This window comes from Oscillospiraceae bacterium (assembly GCA_025758045.1).
GTDB lineage: Bacteria > Bacillota > Clostridia > Oscillospirales > Ruminococcaceae > Gemmiger.
The window spans coordinates 2,143,068-2,158,758 of the sequence record CP107208.1 but is presented as its reverse complement, the minus strand read 5'-3'; the positions used below and the strand labels follow the sequence as shown (position 1 = coordinate 2,158,758).

Annotated in this window: 12 protein-coding genes; 1 reads left to right on the top strand and 11 read right to left on the bottom strand. The window is 60.2% G+C overall.

Features of this window, described 5'->3' with window-relative positions; genetic code table 11:
• Nucleotides 1-50 precede the first annotated feature (50 nt).
• The 8 genes from OGM81_10100 to OGM81_10065 form a co-directional block, all read right to left on the bottom strand.
• Complete coding sequence (locus OGM81_10100) at nt 51-563, bottom strand: penicillin-binding transpeptidase domain-containing protein (GenBank protein UYJ42692.1); 513 nt, start codon at nt 561-563, stop codon at nt 51-53.
• Between the two features lie 135 nt (nt 564-698).
• Nucleotides 699-2,231, bottom strand: a complete 1,533-nt coding sequence (gene malQ, locus OGM81_10095) for a 4-alpha-glucanotransferase (protein ID UYJ42691.1) — start codon at nt 2,229-2,231, stop codon at nt 699-701.
• Nucleotides 2,232-2,277: 46 nt separating this feature from the next.
• A complete protein-coding gene (locus OGM81_10090; protein ID UYJ42690.1) occupies nt 2,278-3,126 on the bottom strand; it encodes a carbohydrate ABC transporter permease in 849 nt (282 codons plus the stop codon).
• Entirely contained in the window at nt 3,126-3,977 is an 852-nt protein-coding gene (locus OGM81_10085) for a sugar ABC transporter permease (GenBank protein ID UYJ42689.1), read from the bottom strand. Before OGM81_10085 ends, OGM81_10090 begins: the two co-directional genes overlap by 1 nt.
• Nucleotides 3,978-4,084: 107 nt before the next feature.
• Complete coding sequence (locus OGM81_10080) at nt 4,085-5,446, bottom strand: ABC transporter substrate-binding protein (GenBank protein ID UYJ42688.1); 1,362 nt, start codon at nt 5,444-5,446, stop codon at nt 4,085-4,087.
• 316 nt (nt 5,447-5,762) lie between these two features.
• A complete protein-coding gene (locus OGM81_10075) occupies nt 5,763-6,842 on the bottom strand; it encodes a glycosyltransferase (GenBank protein ID UYJ42687.1) in 1,080 nt (359 codons plus the stop codon).
• A complete protein-coding gene (locus OGM81_10070) occupies nt 6,764-7,348 on the bottom strand; it encodes a VTT domain-containing protein (GenBank protein ID UYJ42686.1) in 585 nt (194 codons plus the stop codon). The genes OGM81_10075 and OGM81_10070 overlap by 79 nt, the downstream gene beginning before the upstream one ends.
• Nucleotides 7,345-8,517: a glycosyltransferase family 4 protein gene (locus OGM81_10065; protein UYJ42685.1), complete on the bottom strand. Its 1,173-nt coding sequence runs from the start codon at nt 8,515-8,517 to the stop codon at nt 7,345-7,347. The genes OGM81_10070 and OGM81_10065 overlap by 4 nt, the downstream gene beginning before the upstream one ends.
• A gap of 222 nt (nt 8,518-8,739) precedes the next feature.
• Between OGM81_10065 and OGM81_10060 the strand changes: the two genes are divergently transcribed.
• Nucleotides 8,740-10,377 carry an alpha-glucosidase gene (locus tag OGM81_10060; protein UYJ42684.1) on the top strand — a complete coding sequence of 546 codons (1,638 nt, stop codon included), beginning with the start codon at nt 8,740-8,742 and terminating at the stop codon, nt 10,375-10,377.
• An 87-nt stretch (nt 10,378-10,464) separates the two neighbouring features.
• Here OGM81_10060 and OGM81_10055 read toward each other — a convergent pair whose 3' ends face one another.
• From OGM81_10055 to OGM81_10045, 3 genes are all read right to left on the bottom strand, one after another.
• Nucleotides 10,465-11,484: a LacI family transcriptional regulator gene (locus tag OGM81_10055; protein UYJ42683.1), complete on the bottom strand. Its 1,020-nt coding sequence runs from the start codon at nt 11,482-11,484 to the stop codon at nt 10,465-10,467.
• Nucleotides 11,485-11,608: 124 nt separating this feature from the next.
• A complete protein-coding gene (locus OGM81_10050) occupies nt 11,609-14,740 on the bottom strand; it encodes a DUF58 domain-containing protein (GenBank protein UYJ42682.1) in 3,132 nt (1,043 codons plus the stop codon).
• On the bottom strand, nt 14,730-15,689 hold the full coding sequence (locus OGM81_10045) for a MoxR family ATPase (protein ID UYJ42681.1): 960 nt from the start codon (nt 15,687-15,689) through the stop codon (nt 14,730-14,732). Before OGM81_10045 ends, OGM81_10050 begins: the two co-directional genes overlap by 11 nt.
• Between the last annotated feature and the right edge of the window lie 2 nt (nt 15,690-15,691).

Genomic DNA, 15,691 nt, shown 5'->3' with positions numbered 1-15,691 from the left:
GCTTTAGTATAGCAGATTTGCAGGGAAATGTCGTTAATGAATTTTAAAATTTATTTTTCTACCATTTCCGTCGGCTCTATCCCCAGATATGGCAGGGCCTTTTGCAGGACCTCGGCGCAGACGGGGCCGGAGAGGGCGCCGCCGCTGGTGGTCCAGCTGTGGGGTTCGTCCAGGCAGATCAGCACCGCCAGCCGTGGGGCCTCGATGGGCGCGACCGCCACAAAGCTGGCAATGCGGGCGCCCTCGTTTTTGCTGTCCAGCTTTTGGCTGGTGCCGCTTTTGCCGCCCACACGGTAGCCGGGCACCGCCGCCCGGGTGCCGGTGCCTTTGGTGACCACCCCTTCCATCAGCTTGCACATCGTGGCGCTGGTTTCAGCCGAAATGACCTGCCGCTTCACTGTAGGTTCTACCTCTTTTATTATTGTACCGTCCGGGGCGGTAATGCGCTGTACAACATAGGGCTGCATCAGCCGCCCGCCGTTGACAACAGCACACACCGCTGTAAGCATCTGCAGATAGCTGACCTTGCTGCTTTGGCCGAAGGAACAGGATGCCAGTTCCACCGGACCCATCCTGCAGCAAAAACAGGATAAGGCCCCCGGCGGTTTGCCGAGGGCCTTACCCTGTTTGCAAGAAAGAAACGATAGAAAAAAGAGAAGAAGTCCGGGTCATCACCGCGATACGGCACGGCCCTTATATCAGACGGACGGGGAATCCGCCGGATCCTGGGTTGCATCCTCCGGAGCGGCTTCTACGGGCAGGCGGCCGTACAGCTCCATCAGATGGTTGAGCTTTTGCGCCAGTGCCGGGGTGAAAGCACCCGGCAGTGCGCGCCAGCACCAGTTGCCGCCCAAGGTGGACGGCGTGTTCATGCGGGATTCATGCCCCAGACCCAGCACATCCTGTGCCTGTACTACGGCCAGATCGGCCGTGCTGGCCCAGACACCGCGCATCATACCCCAGTGGTAACCTTCCTTTTTGGTCAGATTCAGGTACTCTACGGCACGGTCGGTGTCGGTCTTATCGGCGGTGGCAAACCAGCCCTGTACAGGCTCGTTGTCATGGGTGCCGGTGTAGGCCACGCAGTTGGTGGGATAGCTGTGGGGGCGGTAGTCGCCGCCGTCGCGGCTGTCAAAGGCGAATTCCAGCACTTTCATGCCGGGGTACTCGCACTTGGCCAGCAACTCGCGCACATCGTCGGTCAGGAAACCCAGGTCCTCGGCAATGATGCGGGGGCTGCCCAGTTCCCTTTTAACGGCGGCAAACAGGCTGTAGCCTGGGCCGGTGCGCCAGCGGCCATGCTCGGCGGTCTTATCGCCGTAAGGGATGGCGTAGTACCCGGCGAAGCCGCGGAAGTGATCGATGCGCAGGAGATCGTAGATGCTGCACAAGTGGCGGATGCGGCGCACCCACCAGCGGTAGCCGGTAGCGGCCATGGCGTCCCAGTCAAACAGCGGGTTGCCCCACAGCTGGCCGGTGGCGGAGAAACCATCTGGCGGGCAGCCGGCCACCTCGATAGGCAGCAGGTTTTCGTCCAGCTGAAACTCCTGCGGGCTGCTCCAGACATCCACACTGTCCGCCGCTACGTAGATGGGCAGGTCGCCGATGATCTCGACGCCCTGGGCATTGGCGTAGGCTTTCAGTTTTTTCCACTGGGTGTAGAAGAGATACTGCACAGCCTGCCAGAAATCGATGCTCGCCTTATGATAGCGGCGGGCCTTATCCAGATCGGCCGGTTTGCGCAGGCGCAGCGGGCGTTCCCACTCCAGCCAGGACTTACCGCCGTGGGCATCTTTCAGTGCCATGAACAGGGCGTAGTCCGGCAGCCAGAAAGCGTTGTCCGCCAAAAACTGCTCATAATCCTCTGGGGGGTTGGCCAGCAGACGGGCGCAGGCGCGGCGTAGGACGGGGTAGCGCTTCTCGTACAGTACACCATAGTTGATGCAGTCGGGCGTGCTCTCCCAATCGATTGTGCGGTACTCCTCGGGCGTAAGCAGCCCGGCCTCGGCCAGCTGGTCAAGATCGATAAAGTAGGGGTTGCCCGCGAAGGTGGAGAAGGATTGATAGGGGCTGTCGCCGTAGCTGGTAGGACAAACCGGCAAAATCTGCCAGTAATGCTGCCCTGCCGCATGCAGGAAGTCCACAAATTCACGGGCCGCAGCCCCCATGGTACCGATACCGCCGGGGGACGGCAGGCTGGAAATCGGCAGTAAAATACCGCTGGTTCTCATAAAAATACTGACCTCTTTCTAATGGAATATACTTTCGGGCCCTCTGTCAACCCTTAACCGCACCGGCCACAACACCGTCGATGATGTACTTCTGGCAGGCCAGGTACAGCACAATGACGGGGATGACCGTGATCATAATGCAGGCCATCATGGGGGCCATCTCGACCTTGCCGTAACTGCCGCGGAAATACTGGATGGCCATGGGAATGGTACGGAACTGCTTGATGTCCAGCACCAGGGTGGGCAGCAGATAGTCATTCCAGACCCACATGGTTTCCAGGATGGCAGTGGAGATCATCGTCGGCTTCAGGATGGGGCAAACCACTTTGAAGAAGATTTGCAGCGGGTTGCAACCGTCGATCATGGCGGCTTCCTCAATGGCGATGGGCATCGACTTGACAAAGCCGGTGAACATGAACACCGCCAGACCAGCGCCGAAGCCCAGATAGATGATGCAGATGTTGTAGGGGTTGTTCAGTTTGAGGGTATCTGCCGTTTTGGCCAGGGTGAACATAACCATCTGGAACGGCACGATCATGCTGAAGACGCACAGGTAATACATGCCCTTGGAGAGCACGCCCTGCACACGGGTGATGTACCATGCGCACATCGAGCAGCAGAGCAAGATCAGCGCGACGGAGGAGATCGTGATGATGAAGCTGTACCACAGCGAGGAGAGGAAGTCCATCTCCGTGATGCCGTAGATGTAGTTTTTCAGACCCACGAAGGTCTCGGCGGTGGGCAGCTCGAAGGCGTGAGTGGTGGTGATGGCACGCTCGGTCTTGAGCGAGTTCATCAAAATCATGAACACCGGGTACATCCAGAGGATGCAGACGATGGTAAGCACGACCGACAGCACCGAGTTGATGCGGCGATCCTTAGCAGTTTTGCCCATTATTGCTGCACCTCCTTAGAGCGGGTGAAATGGAGCTGGAGCAGAGAGATAACGACCACGAAGAGGAAAAAGACCATAGCCTTGGCCTGGCCGATGCCCTTCCACTGGGGTCCCGAGCGGGCGTAGAACGTATCATAAATGTTGTACGCCAGCATCATGGACTGCTTGGCCGGTTCGCCAGCCGTCAGAGAGAGGTTCTGGTCGAACAGCTTGAAGGAGTTGGTCAGCGTCAGGAAGGTGCAGATCGTCACACTGGGCATGACCATGGGAACCTTGATCTTAAAGAGGATCTGGCGGGAGGTAGCGCCGTCGATGCGGGCCGCTTCGATCAGATCGGTGGGCACGTTCTGCAAACCGGCAATGTAGATGATCATCATGTAGCCGATCTGCTGCCAGCACATCAGGATGATGAGGCCCCAGAAGCCGTAGGTGGCGTTCAGCGCGAGCAGCGGCTTGCCCAGGGCAGAAAGGATGCCGTTGAGCAAAATCTGCCAGATGTAGCCCAGCACGATACCGCCGATCAGGTTCGGCAGGAAGAAGATCGTGCGGAATGCGTTGGTGCCGCGCATGCCGCGGGTAAGCAGCAGTGCGATGCTGAAAGCCAGCACATTGATAAGCACGGTGGACACGATGGTGAAAGCCGCCGTGAACCAGAACGCATGGGTGAAGGTATCATCGATCCAGATCATTTTGTAGTTGTTAAGGCCGACGAGCTGCACGTTTTTAACGGTAGTGAACTTGCAGAAGGACAGCCCCGCGCCCCAGATGAAAGGCCACACAAAGCCGATAATAAAGGCAATCAGCGTTGGCAGCACAAAGACGGGCCAGTAGCGTTTTATGGCTTTTTCCATAGGAAAGCCCCCTTTTCAGATTCTCTTTCTTGCTTCGTTTCGTTAAAAAAAGCGGGGCGGGCGATTTCCGCCCGCCCCACAGGTATTGCGTTTTAGGTTTATTGGGATTATGCAGCAGCGTTCAAAGCAGCCTCGCTTGCCCAGCCATCCACGAAGGCGGTGACAACATCATCCCAGCTGCCGGTACCGGCGGCGTAAGCGGTCAGAGCAGAACCAACGCCGTTCTTCCAGTTCTCGGAAGGCATGGTGGAGAAGTTCCAGGCCACGGGGGTCTTGCCCTCAGCGGTCATTTCATTGTCGACCTTGACGAAGAGGTTCGGGGACTCAGCAGCGGCCTTGAAGGGGATAACAAAGCCCATGTCGTCAGCCATAGCCTTGGTGCCTTCGTCAGAAGAAACACACCAGTAGATGAAGTCCAGAGTAGCGTTGATGTCGTCCTCGCTGGCTTCCTTGTTGACGCACCAGTAGTTCTCGGTGCCGGTGCACAGGCCCTGGTTGGCTTCGTCGCCGACGCCAATGTAGATGGGCATCATGGTCAGGTCGTCATCGGTGAAGGGTTTGCCATCGCCGACCAGGTTGTTGTACTCCCAAGAACCATTCTGGAAGAAGACGGCCTCGTTGTTCAGGAACTCGTTGCGGCTGTCGTCGCCGGTCTTGCCAGCCAGCTCAGCGGGATCGCAGGTGGAGTTGTTGATGTACAGATCAAAGATGTCTTTGTAGTTGTCGAGGTAGGTGCCCTTGATGGCGTCGGTGTTATTGATGCCGTCTGCCTGATACTCGAAGTAGATGGGCAGGTTGGCCAAGTGGGTCTTGAAGCGCCAGTCAGAAGAACCATCCATGCCGGCGGAGGTGAATGCAGCGAAGCCAAGCTCGTCCTTGCGGGCGGTGATGTCCTCGGCAACCTTCTTCAGGTCGGCAAAGCTCTTGATGTCGTCCACGCTGTAACCAGCCTTTTCCAGCAGGGTCTTGTTGGTGATCAGACCGTAGCTCTCGATAACGTAGCCGATGCCCAGGGTGGCGTCGCCGTCCTTCAGGGCGTAGGAATCGCTGGTCAGCTCACCGGCGATCTTGGAGCCGGACAGGTCGTAGCAGTAGTCCTTCCAGCTGGCCAGGCCGACAGGGCCGTTGACCTGGAACAGAGTGGGCGCATCGCTCTTGGCCATCTCGCTCATCAGGGTGGTCTCGTACTGGCCGGAAGCAGCGGTCACGACGGTGACGGGAACGCCGGTCTCCTCGGTGTACTTGGCGGCCAGATCCTGCCAGGCTTCATCCTGCTCGGGCTTGAAGTTCAGGTAGTAGACCTTGCCGGCTGCATCAGCAGTAGCAGCGGTAGAGGTGGAGTCAGCAGCGGATGCGGTGCTGTCAGCAGTGGAAGCAGCGGTGGAAGAAGCGCTGCTGCCGCAGCCTGCCAACAGGCCGAGGGCCATGGCGGAGGCCAGGCTCAAAGAAAGGGTCTTTTTTGCATTCATGGTCGTTTTCCTCCTTCAATTAAGAAAACAAGTTAGATCCAAGTGAGTGAATTCGTTTGCGCAATTCGAATACATTTTCCGTTCGGATTGCCTATATTATACATGGCGTCTTTTCAAAAATCAACCCGTTTTTGTCGATATTGCCCAAGTTTGTAAGTTGTTATGAAACTGGCGCGCCACAATTGTGCACATTTACTCCACATTTGCGCATTTTATGTCATAGACCATTGCGCAAGTTGCGCGTGCGGCAGGTTTCGACAGGTACAAAACCCCCGGAGCAGCCGAGATCGATGCTGTTCCGGGGCGGAAAAAGGATCTATAATGTTTTATATAATTCCAATAATTGTGCTCCAATACGGGGTAGTGCCCGTTCCTCTGCGGTTTGGCGGGCGGCTGCGGCAGTATCGGGGAGTTTGTGCTGCAAAAGTGCCTGCAAGCGGGTGGGCAGGTCCTGCGTGGTGCGGTAGGTGTGGACGTTTACGCTGTCCCGTAACCAACCGCGATAGGCCGGGATGTCCCGTACCAGCGTAGGCGTTGAGCAGGCCAGGGCTTCTAATATCACGATGCCCTCTGTCTCCTCATAGCTGCAAAACAAAAAGGCGTCCGCCCCGCAGTAGGCCGTGCGCAGCTCTGCCTGGGAGAGAAAGCCCGGAAACCGCAGGTTTTCCGGTGCATCCGCCATGGCGGCTTTGACGTTATGCGGCACAAGGTGCGGGTCGGTGTAGCCGAACCACAAAAACTGCACCTGCGGCATTTTGCGAGCCAGCGCAATAAAATCCAGTATCCCTTTGCGCTGCATATAATGCCCTACGCTGATGACCACGGACTTATCCGCCGCCAGGCGGTACTTTTCCCGCAGGATGGACCGGCTGGCGGGGTTGGGGGCAAAAAACCGGGTATCCACGCCGTTGGAAAGCGGCACGATGGTCGGGCGCAAACGGTAACCTGCCAGTTCTTTGGCTGAGTAGGGCGTGGGTGTAATGATGAGGTCCGCCTGATTATAGCACAGCCGCAGCCATTGTTTGAAAAGCGGCGCCAGCAAGTTGGAGCCGGTGAAGGAGTTGCGGAAGTCCTTCTCGGTAGAATGGCCGTACCAGATGACCTTTTGCCCCCGGCGGCGGGCATGGCGTGCCGCCCAAAGTGATACCGGCAGCACGGTGTTGATGTGTACCACCTCGGCACGACAGTCCCAATCGGTGACGACGTGTACGCCGACGCTTTCCAGCGCCGCCCGCTGGTGTTTGGCTGCCTGCCCTACCCCGCTTTTGCTGACCAGCGCCAGCGAGCCGCTGTAAATATGTACGGTGCGCATGGCGTTCACCTCCAAAGACCCAGCAAATTTTGCGCAACTACGGTCAGGCCCAGGCTGTACAGCGCAATGGACGCCGGTTTGCACAGCAGGATGATGGCCGCGTACAGCCGCCAGCCGATGCGCGTGGTGCCTGCAAGAAAGCAGAGATAATCATCCGGCGCAACCGGGATGAAAATAAGGAATGCGAACCACTTGGCAAACCGGCTGCCGCTGCCCATCCAGCGGTCATATTTTTCAATCATTTTGGCGGGGAAAACGCTTTCCAGCAGCGGGCGGCCGCAGGCGCGGGCGATGGCAAACGCCGCCATCGACCCGGCGCAGATGCCGATATAGTTGTACCAGAAGCCTTTCCACACACCGAACAGGATGACCCCGGCCAGACACCCCAGCCCGCCGGGCAGGATGGGGATGACCACCTGCACGGCCTGAAATGTGATGAACACCGCCGGACCTGCCCAGCCGAACCGGCTGATGCAGCTGGTCAGCGCTTCTTTGGAGTCAAATAGCCCGGCTTTCCAAAAGACATATGCCAGCACGGCGCAGAGCACCAGCCCCAGGATAGACGCTGCCTGGTTGATTTTTTTGATCATGCCACATTCCCCCCTGCCGCACTGCGGGCGGCGTGTTTACGGCCCAGCGCCGCCGCGTAAAGCTGCACTACGCTAAGACCAAACTGTTCCTTCGTGTAAGGCTGCACGGCGCGGCGGGCGTTTTGCCTCATGGCAGCCAGTTGGTGACCTTTGGGCAGAGCAGCGGCACGGGCAGCCAGCTCGGCAGGCGTGTGGTAGGCCCAGCCGGTCTCCCCTTCCCGCACCAGCGCGTCCAGACAGGGGTCCGCATGGCAAAGCAGCGGCAATCCTGCGGCCATAGCCTCGATGTAGGTCAAGCCCTGAGCCTCGCTGGTGGAGGCACTGACAAATACATCCCCCAGCGCGTAGTAGCGAGGCACCTCGGCAGGCGGGACGGCCCCTACGAAAATCACGCGGTCAGCAACGCCGAGGCTTTGCGCCTGCTGTTCCAGCACGGCGCGCTCTGGGCCGTCGCCGACGATGAGCAGAACTGCGTCCGGCAAATTCTGCATAGAATCGACAAGTTCTGTTGTGTTTTTTTCCTTGGCCAGCCGTCCCAGGCTGAGCAGGACGGTCTTGTTTGCCTCTTTCGGCGGCAGGCCCAGGCGGCTGCGCAGGGCATCATCCTGGGGCACAGCAAAGCGCTGCAGGTCCAGCCCCGTGGGGATGATACGCACCGGGCAGTGCACGCCGTAGCCCACCAACAGGCGGCTGATCTTGGGCGTGGGTGCGATGACTGCGTCGCAGTCGGCGCAGATCATGCGGGTGAACAGCGCCGCCATCTTGCGCCCCATGCTGCGGCTGGGGGAAAAGTAGTGGGTGTAATCCTCGTACACCGTGTGATAGGTGTGGATAAGCGGTGCGCCCGCAGCGTGCGCAATCCGGCGTGCCAGGGCAAAAGTGCTGAACTCGCACTGAGAGTGGACAACATCCGGTTGCCAGTCGATCAGATCACGGATGGCACGATTCAATGCCGGGGCGCGCATCCGGGCCCCTGGGTAGACCAGCCCGGCATCCAGTGAGCCGAGGCTGGTCACACCGTCCTTTGTATAGGTATGGCTGTCGCCGGAAAGGGTCAGCACCCGCACCTCGTGCCCCTGGGCCGTCAGTGCGGCACGCAGGGTGGCAGTGGACGTTACAACGCCGTTTATGGTAGGAACCCAGGTATCGGTCGTAAGCAGTATTTTCATGGTCGTTGCCTCCCAGTTATTGGTAATCTCTGCTTACTATAACGAGGGGCGCGTGACGTATTTTGCAGAAGATACAAAATTTACATCTTCCACCCCGCAAAAATCGTAGGGCATCAGCAGCCCCGGCATCTTGCAAATTGGGTTTGATTCGGTTATGATTGTAACGGCGCAAACGATTTCAAATTCCGACATTTACCTAAGGTACCAATAAGGAGAAAAACTATGGCAAACCCGCAGCCCTGGTGGAAAAACGCTGTGATCTACCAGATCTACCCCCGCAGCTTTCAGGACAGTAACGGCGACGGCATTGGCGACCCGGCCGGCATCATCCAGCGGCTTGGCTATCTGGAGAGCTTGGGCATCGACGCCATCTGGCTCAGCCCCGTCTACCGCAGCCCGCAGGATGACAACGGCTACGACATTTCCGACTACTGCGATATTGACCCCATGTTCGGCACGCTGGCCGACATGGACAACCTCATCACCGAAGCCAAAAAACACCACATCCGCATCATCATGGATCTGGTGCTGAACCACTCCTCGGACGAGCACCGCTGGTTCCAGGAGGCAAAAAAGAGCCGCGACAACCCCTACCACGACTATTACGTCTGGCGCGACGGCGTGGAGGGCACGCCGCCCAACAAGATGCGGGCCACCTTTGGCGGCTCGGCTTGGACCTGGGTGCCCGAGGTGGGGCAGTATTATTTCCACCAGTTTTCCATCAAACAGCCTGACCTGAACTGGGACAACCCCGCCCTGCGGCAGGAGTTGTACAAGGCTATCCGCTTTTGGATGGACAAGGGCGTGGGCGGTTTCCGGCTGGATGTCATCGACCAGATCGCCAAGGACCCGGACCTGGGAATTACCTCCAACGGCCCGATGCTGCATGCCTATATCCGGGAGTTGAACGCCAACACCTTTGGCAGCACCGATCTGGTGACCGTGGGTGAGGCCTGGGGCGCCAATGTGCAGAACGCCCCCATCTTCAGCGACCCGCGGGGCAAGGAATTCTCGATGGTGTTCCAGTTTGAGCACATCGGCCTGGACCAGATTCCCGGCAAGGCGAAGTGGGATTTGGCTCCGCTGCAGCTTTCGGCGCTGAAAGAGGTGCTGACCAAGTGGCAGGTGGGCCTGCACGGCAAAGGCTGGAACAGCCTGTTCTGGAACAACCACGACCTGCCGCGCATCGTCTCCCGCTGGGGCAACGATGGCGCTTACCGGCAGGAATCCGCCAAGATGCTGGCCACCCTGCTGCACGGCATGCAAGGCACTCCATACATCTACCAGGGCGAGGAGTTGGGCATGACGAACGTCACCTTCCCCACCATCGACGACTACCGCGACATTGAAACGCTGAACATGTACCGCGAGCGTACCCAGGCCGGGTACAGCGAGGCAGACATCCTGCGCTCTCTCCACGCCAAGAGCCGCGACAACGCCCGCACCCCCATGCAGTGGGACGCCACCACCAATGCGGGCTTTACCGATGGCACGCCCTGGCTGCAGGTGAACCCCAACTATACCGCCATCAATGCGGCGGACGAGGTGGCGGATGCCGGCTCGGTGTTCCACTATTACCAGGCGCTCATTCGTCTGCGCAAACAGTATCCCATTTTCAGTGAGGGCGACTTTACCCTGCTGTTTGCAGACCACCCGGCTCTGTTTGCCTACCAGCGCCGCCTGGGTGACCAGGTGATGACCGTGCTGTGCAATTTCTACGAGGAGCCGCTCACCCTGCCCGCCGACGCAGTGGCTCCCTTGCCGTTGGATACCCTGCTGCTGGGCAACTATGACACCCCCGCGGATGCGGCACATTTCCGCCCGTATGAGGCACGTATTTATCTGAACAACGCTGAATAAATTTAGGCATCCATAGAAAATGCCGCCCGGCCTGAAGAGAATTTCAGGCCGGGCGGCTTTGCTTATTATTGAATAATGGGGGCAAAATCAGGTCTGTGTCGAGGTGCGCAGGCCCACCTGGTAGCCAAGCAGGGCGCCGGTCTCGACGGGCTGGCGGCGGGTGACGGCCAACAATTGCTGTGCGGCGCGTTTGCCCAGCAGTTCGGGGTCGAAAGACACCGCCGTGATCTGCGGCGTGCAATCCAGCAGGGCCTCGCCGTCATACAGCGAAGCAATACGGATGTCATTGGGCACTTTCAGACCCATCTGGCGCACGGTGTTCAGTGCCAGCATGGCCACGTGGTCGTCCATGCACAGCAGGCAGTCCGCCTTGCGTGCCACAGCCTGTTGGATGGCGTCGATGCGCAGATCGTCGGTCTCCAACTCCAAAAAAAGCAGGGTTTCATCGATCTTACAACGGCTGTGCTCGTGCGCCTGGCGGAAGCCCTCGAGACGGGTCTGATTGACGGTGTACAGCATGGAACCGCCCAACAGGGCGATGCGGTGCAGACCTTTCATCAGCAGCAGGTTGGTCATCTCACGGCAGCCGCCCACCTGGTCGTGGTCGACGTAAAGCACCGTGGGGTCGGCCGGGCGGCCGATGGCGATAAAGGGCAGTTTGCTTTGCTGCAGCAATGGGATCAGAGGGTCACGCTCCAGCGAGCGGGCCAGGATGACGCCATCGATCTTGTGGTTGACCAGCAGGCGCTGCATGGGCTGGGACTCCTGCTCACCCACCATGGCCAGCAGCACATCGTAATCGTTGCGGGCCATCACATCGCAGACGGCGGTGATAGTTTTGCGCAGGAATTGACCCTCGAAGTTAGAAAACTGGCGCGAAAACACCAGCGCAACATTATACGACTTTTTGGTGACGAGGCTTTTCGCCATCATGTTCGGGACATAATTTTTCTCACGGGCATAGTCCACCACACGCTGGCGGGTTGCTTCGCTTACACGGCCATTGCCGGACAAAGCACGGGATACCGTCGTTTTTGATACGCCCAGATCCTCTGCCATGCGGGTGATATCCATAATGCCTTCATCCGATTTTTTGCGACGCGGCATCTCAGAATCGACTCCTTGTTCAATGGTGTTTAGGTTAGTATAACATACGCAGTGCGTAGGTTTCAACGGTTTTGGGGTGTTTTGGGAAAAAATTTCGCAATTTTTTCGCAATTTTTATGTGGAATTATGTCTTTTTGTTGTTTTTGATGCGGTTGTACCAGCCGCGCATAGCGGCTACGTCTTCTTCGGTCAGGGTATCGGCGGCAAAGGCGGCACGCTGCGCAAGCGATACCATCGCCTCGATTTCCCCGCCCGAAAGCTCATGTACCTCTTTCAGCAAAAACTGGGAGAACGCCTGCTCGTCCGAGGACGTACCCGCAGGCAGGCCGCGGCGCACCAGTTGCGCATAGATTGCAGCAAAGATCGCCAGCACCCGCTCTGCACAGGGGCGGCGGGTATCCAGCCCCAGCACACGGCGGCGGTGCAGGATAAAAGCAGCTGTAACTGCAGCCAGCATCACCACCGGCACAGCCACCAGCCACAGGGCACGGCGCGGGGCGGTGGAAAGCTGCAAGTTCTGCCGGGTATCGGCGCTGTCAGTGGTGGCTGCGGCCCTGCTCTCGGCAGGGGTGGTCTCCGGCAGGCTGCTCTTGTAGTCGGCCTTTTCAGCTGTTACCAGCACACCGGGGGTCATCTCCATGGGGGTCCAGCCCTGGCCGTCGATGTAGACCTCGGCCCAGGCATGGGCATTATCGTCCTGCAAAACGGCGTGCCAGCTGCCGTCCGCCTGCTGGGTGAACAAGCTTTGCGGCGCAGCATACCCTACCACATAGCGGGCGGGCAGGCCGAACATGCGGAACATCAGCGTGGCCGCCGAGGCAAACTGCACGCTGTAGCCGGACTTGGACTCGTACAAAAAGTAGTGGATCGGGTCGGTGCCGTCCGGTGCCTGGGAGGCGTTGGTGTCATACCAACAGTTGGTGTTCAGCCAGGTGCAGATGTAGGCTGTGATGTCGTCCGGGTCGGTCAGCTTTTGCTCTTTGGCAGCCGTTTCGCACTGGGCCTGCAAGTCGTCGTAGCCATCGGGCACGGCGGTGTAGTGGCTGTTGGCGTAGGCCGCGTAGGAGTTCTCCATGCGGTCCAGCACGCTGGGGTCACCCTCGGCGCGGGCGGTCAGCAGTTCTTTGGCGATGCTGCGCGGATAATACAAAAACACATCGTCCTGTGCGGTCTGGCCGTCCGCCGCGCCGTCGCCGTTTAGGGTGTAGTAGTCATTCCAGTAGGCGTTGTAGGGGGCGTAGGTGTAGGCGTCCCCCGCGTTCAGCCGCTCCACCGTAAGGGATTGCGGCTCGGCGGCGCCATCGTAGGCGGCACGCAAAAACGGCAGGCTGGCAATAGTCAGGCGGGCGTCGTCCTCGGTCTTCCAGTTCATGGCGGCGCTGTCAAAGGCGTTTGCATCGGGGGCCTGCCAGGCGGTGCCGTCGTAGCTGCCACCGATAAACCCCCGCAGGTAGACGGTCTCCTCAGGCTGGTCACTGGCGGTCAGGGCCAGATCCTCGACCCCGCGCAGCTGCAAGCCGCCGCCCTGGGCTAAGGCACCATCGGCCACACCGCCGGCGGCAGCTTCTACATGCAGGTTCAGCCGCCCGCCGCTGACGCGGGGCAGCCAGGTCACAGCGGCGCTTATGGCCGCCGATTCCATCACCTGGGCCGCGGGCTGCAATACCTGCAAGGGCAAACCTACCACAGGCCGCAGCACAAAGGCGGGCACCAACAGCGCAGCGCATACCAGCACAGTGGCCGCCGCCGAGCCTTTTTGGATGGCCCTGTGCTGTGCCTGATTGCGGCGGCAGGTTTCTGACTCCGCCGCCCCCCATAGGGCACGGCGGCGCACGGCGCGGGAGCCTGCCAGCGCCCCCAGCCAGCCCACGGCCAGCAGCAGCCAGCAGGGCGTGGAGACGTTGCTGCCCGCCAGCAGCAGGAACACCGCCGCCGGCAGCAGCAGCAGATTCAACAGCAAAATGTCGGCCCGGCGCAGCGCGGCCAGCGCCAGCAGGCCCGCCAAAGGCAGGGCGGCCAGCGCCAGAAACAGCCCCAGCTGGGCCGGGGTGCCGCCCGCTGTGGCGGCCAGATTTGCGTTAAAACGTTCATTTAAGCTTGCGGCCACGGCAGCGCCAAACTGGCGTGCCCCGGCCAAAAAGCTGCGCTGGCACAAAAACAGCCCCACCAAATAGACAAGGCTGCCAGCCAGCAGGCCCAACCGCTGCACACGCCGGGGCAGCCGCCCAAACAGGCACCACCCGGCGCACCAAGCGGCCAGCGCCAGCCACACCCAAACGGGCGGGTGCACGGCAAAGGCCGTCACGGCGGCGGACACCAGCCCAAAGGCCAGCGCCAGCAGCAGGCAGAGGTCCACCACCAGCCACAGGGTATCCCGCGCGGGTACGGCGGGGCTGATGAGCACACGGTCCAGAAACTCCAGGCCGCTGTCGGCATCGGTGCCGCCGCGTTTGGAAAGCGCCACTGCCTTTTTCTTGGTGGGCGGTGCTTCCCGGTGCAGGGCGGCTTCGGCGGGGAAATCCCCCCACATGTCACCCTCACCCTCGCCGGGGCCGTCACCGCTCCCCTGCCCCGCCATCGTACCGGCGGCCAGCGGTTCACGGATCAACAGCCGGTTCAGCTTGGCACTCAACTTCCAGTGGACTTGTTTCAGCGAGTCCCCTTCGCGGTACTCTCGCACATCGTAGTTGCCGCCCAGCACACTGCGGTCGCTCTCCTGCATGCCGTCGGCGTCAGGGTCGGGCTGGGTGTCGCTGCCCAGGCGGGCACTTTGGGGCAGCACACACAGGCCTTGTGCGGTCTGCGGCAGGCCGCATTGGGCTTTGAACAGCCCCAGATGGTCCCACAGCGTCACGCTTTGCAGCCGTAATTGCCACACGCCGCTTTTGTTGGCCTGCAGCGTCAACCGCTGCTCAGCGCGGGCCTTGCTGCCCAACATACCGCTGCAGCGTAAAGTTATGGTATTGCCGCCCCATTCATCGGTGGCCTGCACCAGTGTCAGCAATTGGGGGATGGGCAGCGGGCTGTGGTTGGTCAGCCGCACGGTCAGCACAAAGGGCCGGCCCTGCACGGCAGGCTGGTCGGGCACGATCAGTTCGGCCTCCACCTTGCCGCGCAAGTACCTCACTTCCAGCACCAGCAGCAGGGTCAGCAGCAGGAAAAATCCCAGCAGCCCTACGGCCAGCGGTGCCTGCGTCAGCACCGCAGCGGCAAACAGCAGCACCAGGCCCAGCGCCCAGCACAGTTTACCTGCCATGGCGGTCGGCCTTTTCCGGGCGGGGACGCGGCACGGTGCGCAGCAGATCGTCGATGACCACATCCACCGTCTCGCCGCCCGCCTTGGCCTGGTCAGCCAGCACCAGACGGTGGCGGGCCACATCGGCAAACACAGTGGTCACATCCTGCGGAGCAACAAAATCCCGCCCCGCCAAATATGCTGCCGCCCGCGCCATGCCAGCCAGCGCCAGCGACGCACGGGGGCTGAGCCCCAGCGCCAGACGCGGGTCCTTTCGGCTGGCCTGTGCCAGATCCACGATATAGCGATACATCAGCTCATGGATAAACACCCCGGCTACCTCTTTTTGCATAGCCAGCAAGTCGGCCTGGTTGGCCACGGGGTGCACCTGTTCCAGCAGGGTGCGCTGGCCGCGGCCCGCCAGCATCTGCATCTCGGCCTCGGTATCCGGGTAGCCCATGACAACGCACACGGTAAAACGGTCCAACTGAGACTGCGGCAGCATCTGGGTACCGGCGGCACCCACGGGGTTTTCGGTGGCGATAACGGTAAAGGGCGCGGGCACGGGGTGGGTCACGCCGTCCACGGTGACGGTGCCCTCCTCCATGACCTCCAACAGCGCCGACTGGGTTCGGCTCGAGGTACGGTTGATCTCATCACCCAAAAACAGGTTGCACATCACGCCGCCGGGGTGGTATACCAGCCGCCCGGTCTCCTTCTGGAACACGGTAAAGCCCACAATGTCCGAGGGCAGCACGTCCGGGGTAAACTGCACGCGGCTCTCGTTCAGCTCCAGTGCGCGGGCAAAGGCCAGCGCCAGCGTCGTTTTGCCCACACCGGGGATGTCCTCGATCAGCACATGGCCGCCCGCCAGCATGGCCATCCAAATGGTGCGGATGGTCTGCGGCTTGCCAAACACGGCTTTGGAAACTTCCGCCGCTACGTCAACGGCCTTTTGGTTGTATTGCATGG

Excerpts from the sequence above, each read along its gene's own strand:
- OGM81_10065 (UYJ42685.1), bottom strand. The coding sequence starts at position 8,517 with ATGAAAATACTGCTTACGACCGATACCTGGGTTCCTACCATAAACGGC.
- OGM81_10090 (UYJ42690.1), bottom strand. The coding sequence starts at position 3,126 with ATGGGCAAAACTGCTAAGGATCGCCGCATCAACTCGGTGCTGTCGGTC.
- OGM81_10050 (UYJ42682.1), bottom strand. The coding sequence starts at position 14,740 with ATGGCAGGTAAACTGTGCTGGGCGCTGGGCCTGGTGCTGCTGTTTGCC.
- OGM81_10045 (UYJ42681.1), bottom strand. The coding sequence starts at position 15,689 with ATGCAATACAACCAAAAGGCCGTTGACGTAGCGGCGGAAGTTTCCAAA.
- OGM81_10055 (UYJ42683.1), bottom strand. The coding sequence starts at position 11,484 with ATGCCGCGTCGCAAAAAATCGGATGAAGGCATTATGGATATCACCCGC.
- OGM81_10085 (UYJ42689.1), bottom strand. The coding sequence starts at position 3,977 with ATGGAAAAAGCCATAAAACGCTACTGGCCCGTCTTTGTGCTGCCAACG.
- OGM81_10060 (UYJ42684.1), top strand. The coding sequence starts at position 8,740 with ATGGCAAACCCGCAGCCCTGGTGGAAAAACGCTGTGATCTACCAGATC.
- OGM81_10070 (UYJ42686.1), bottom strand. The coding sequence starts at position 7,348 with ATGATCAAAAAAATCAACCAGGCAGCGTCTATCCTGGGGCTGGTGCTC.
- malQ (UYJ42691.1), bottom strand. The coding sequence starts at position 2,231 with ATGAGAACCAGCGGTATTTTACTGCCGATTTCCAGCCTGCCGTCCCCC.
- OGM81_10080 (UYJ42688.1), bottom strand. The coding sequence starts at position 5,446 with ATGAATGCAAAAAAGACCCTTTCTTTGAGCCTGGCCTCCGCCATGGCC.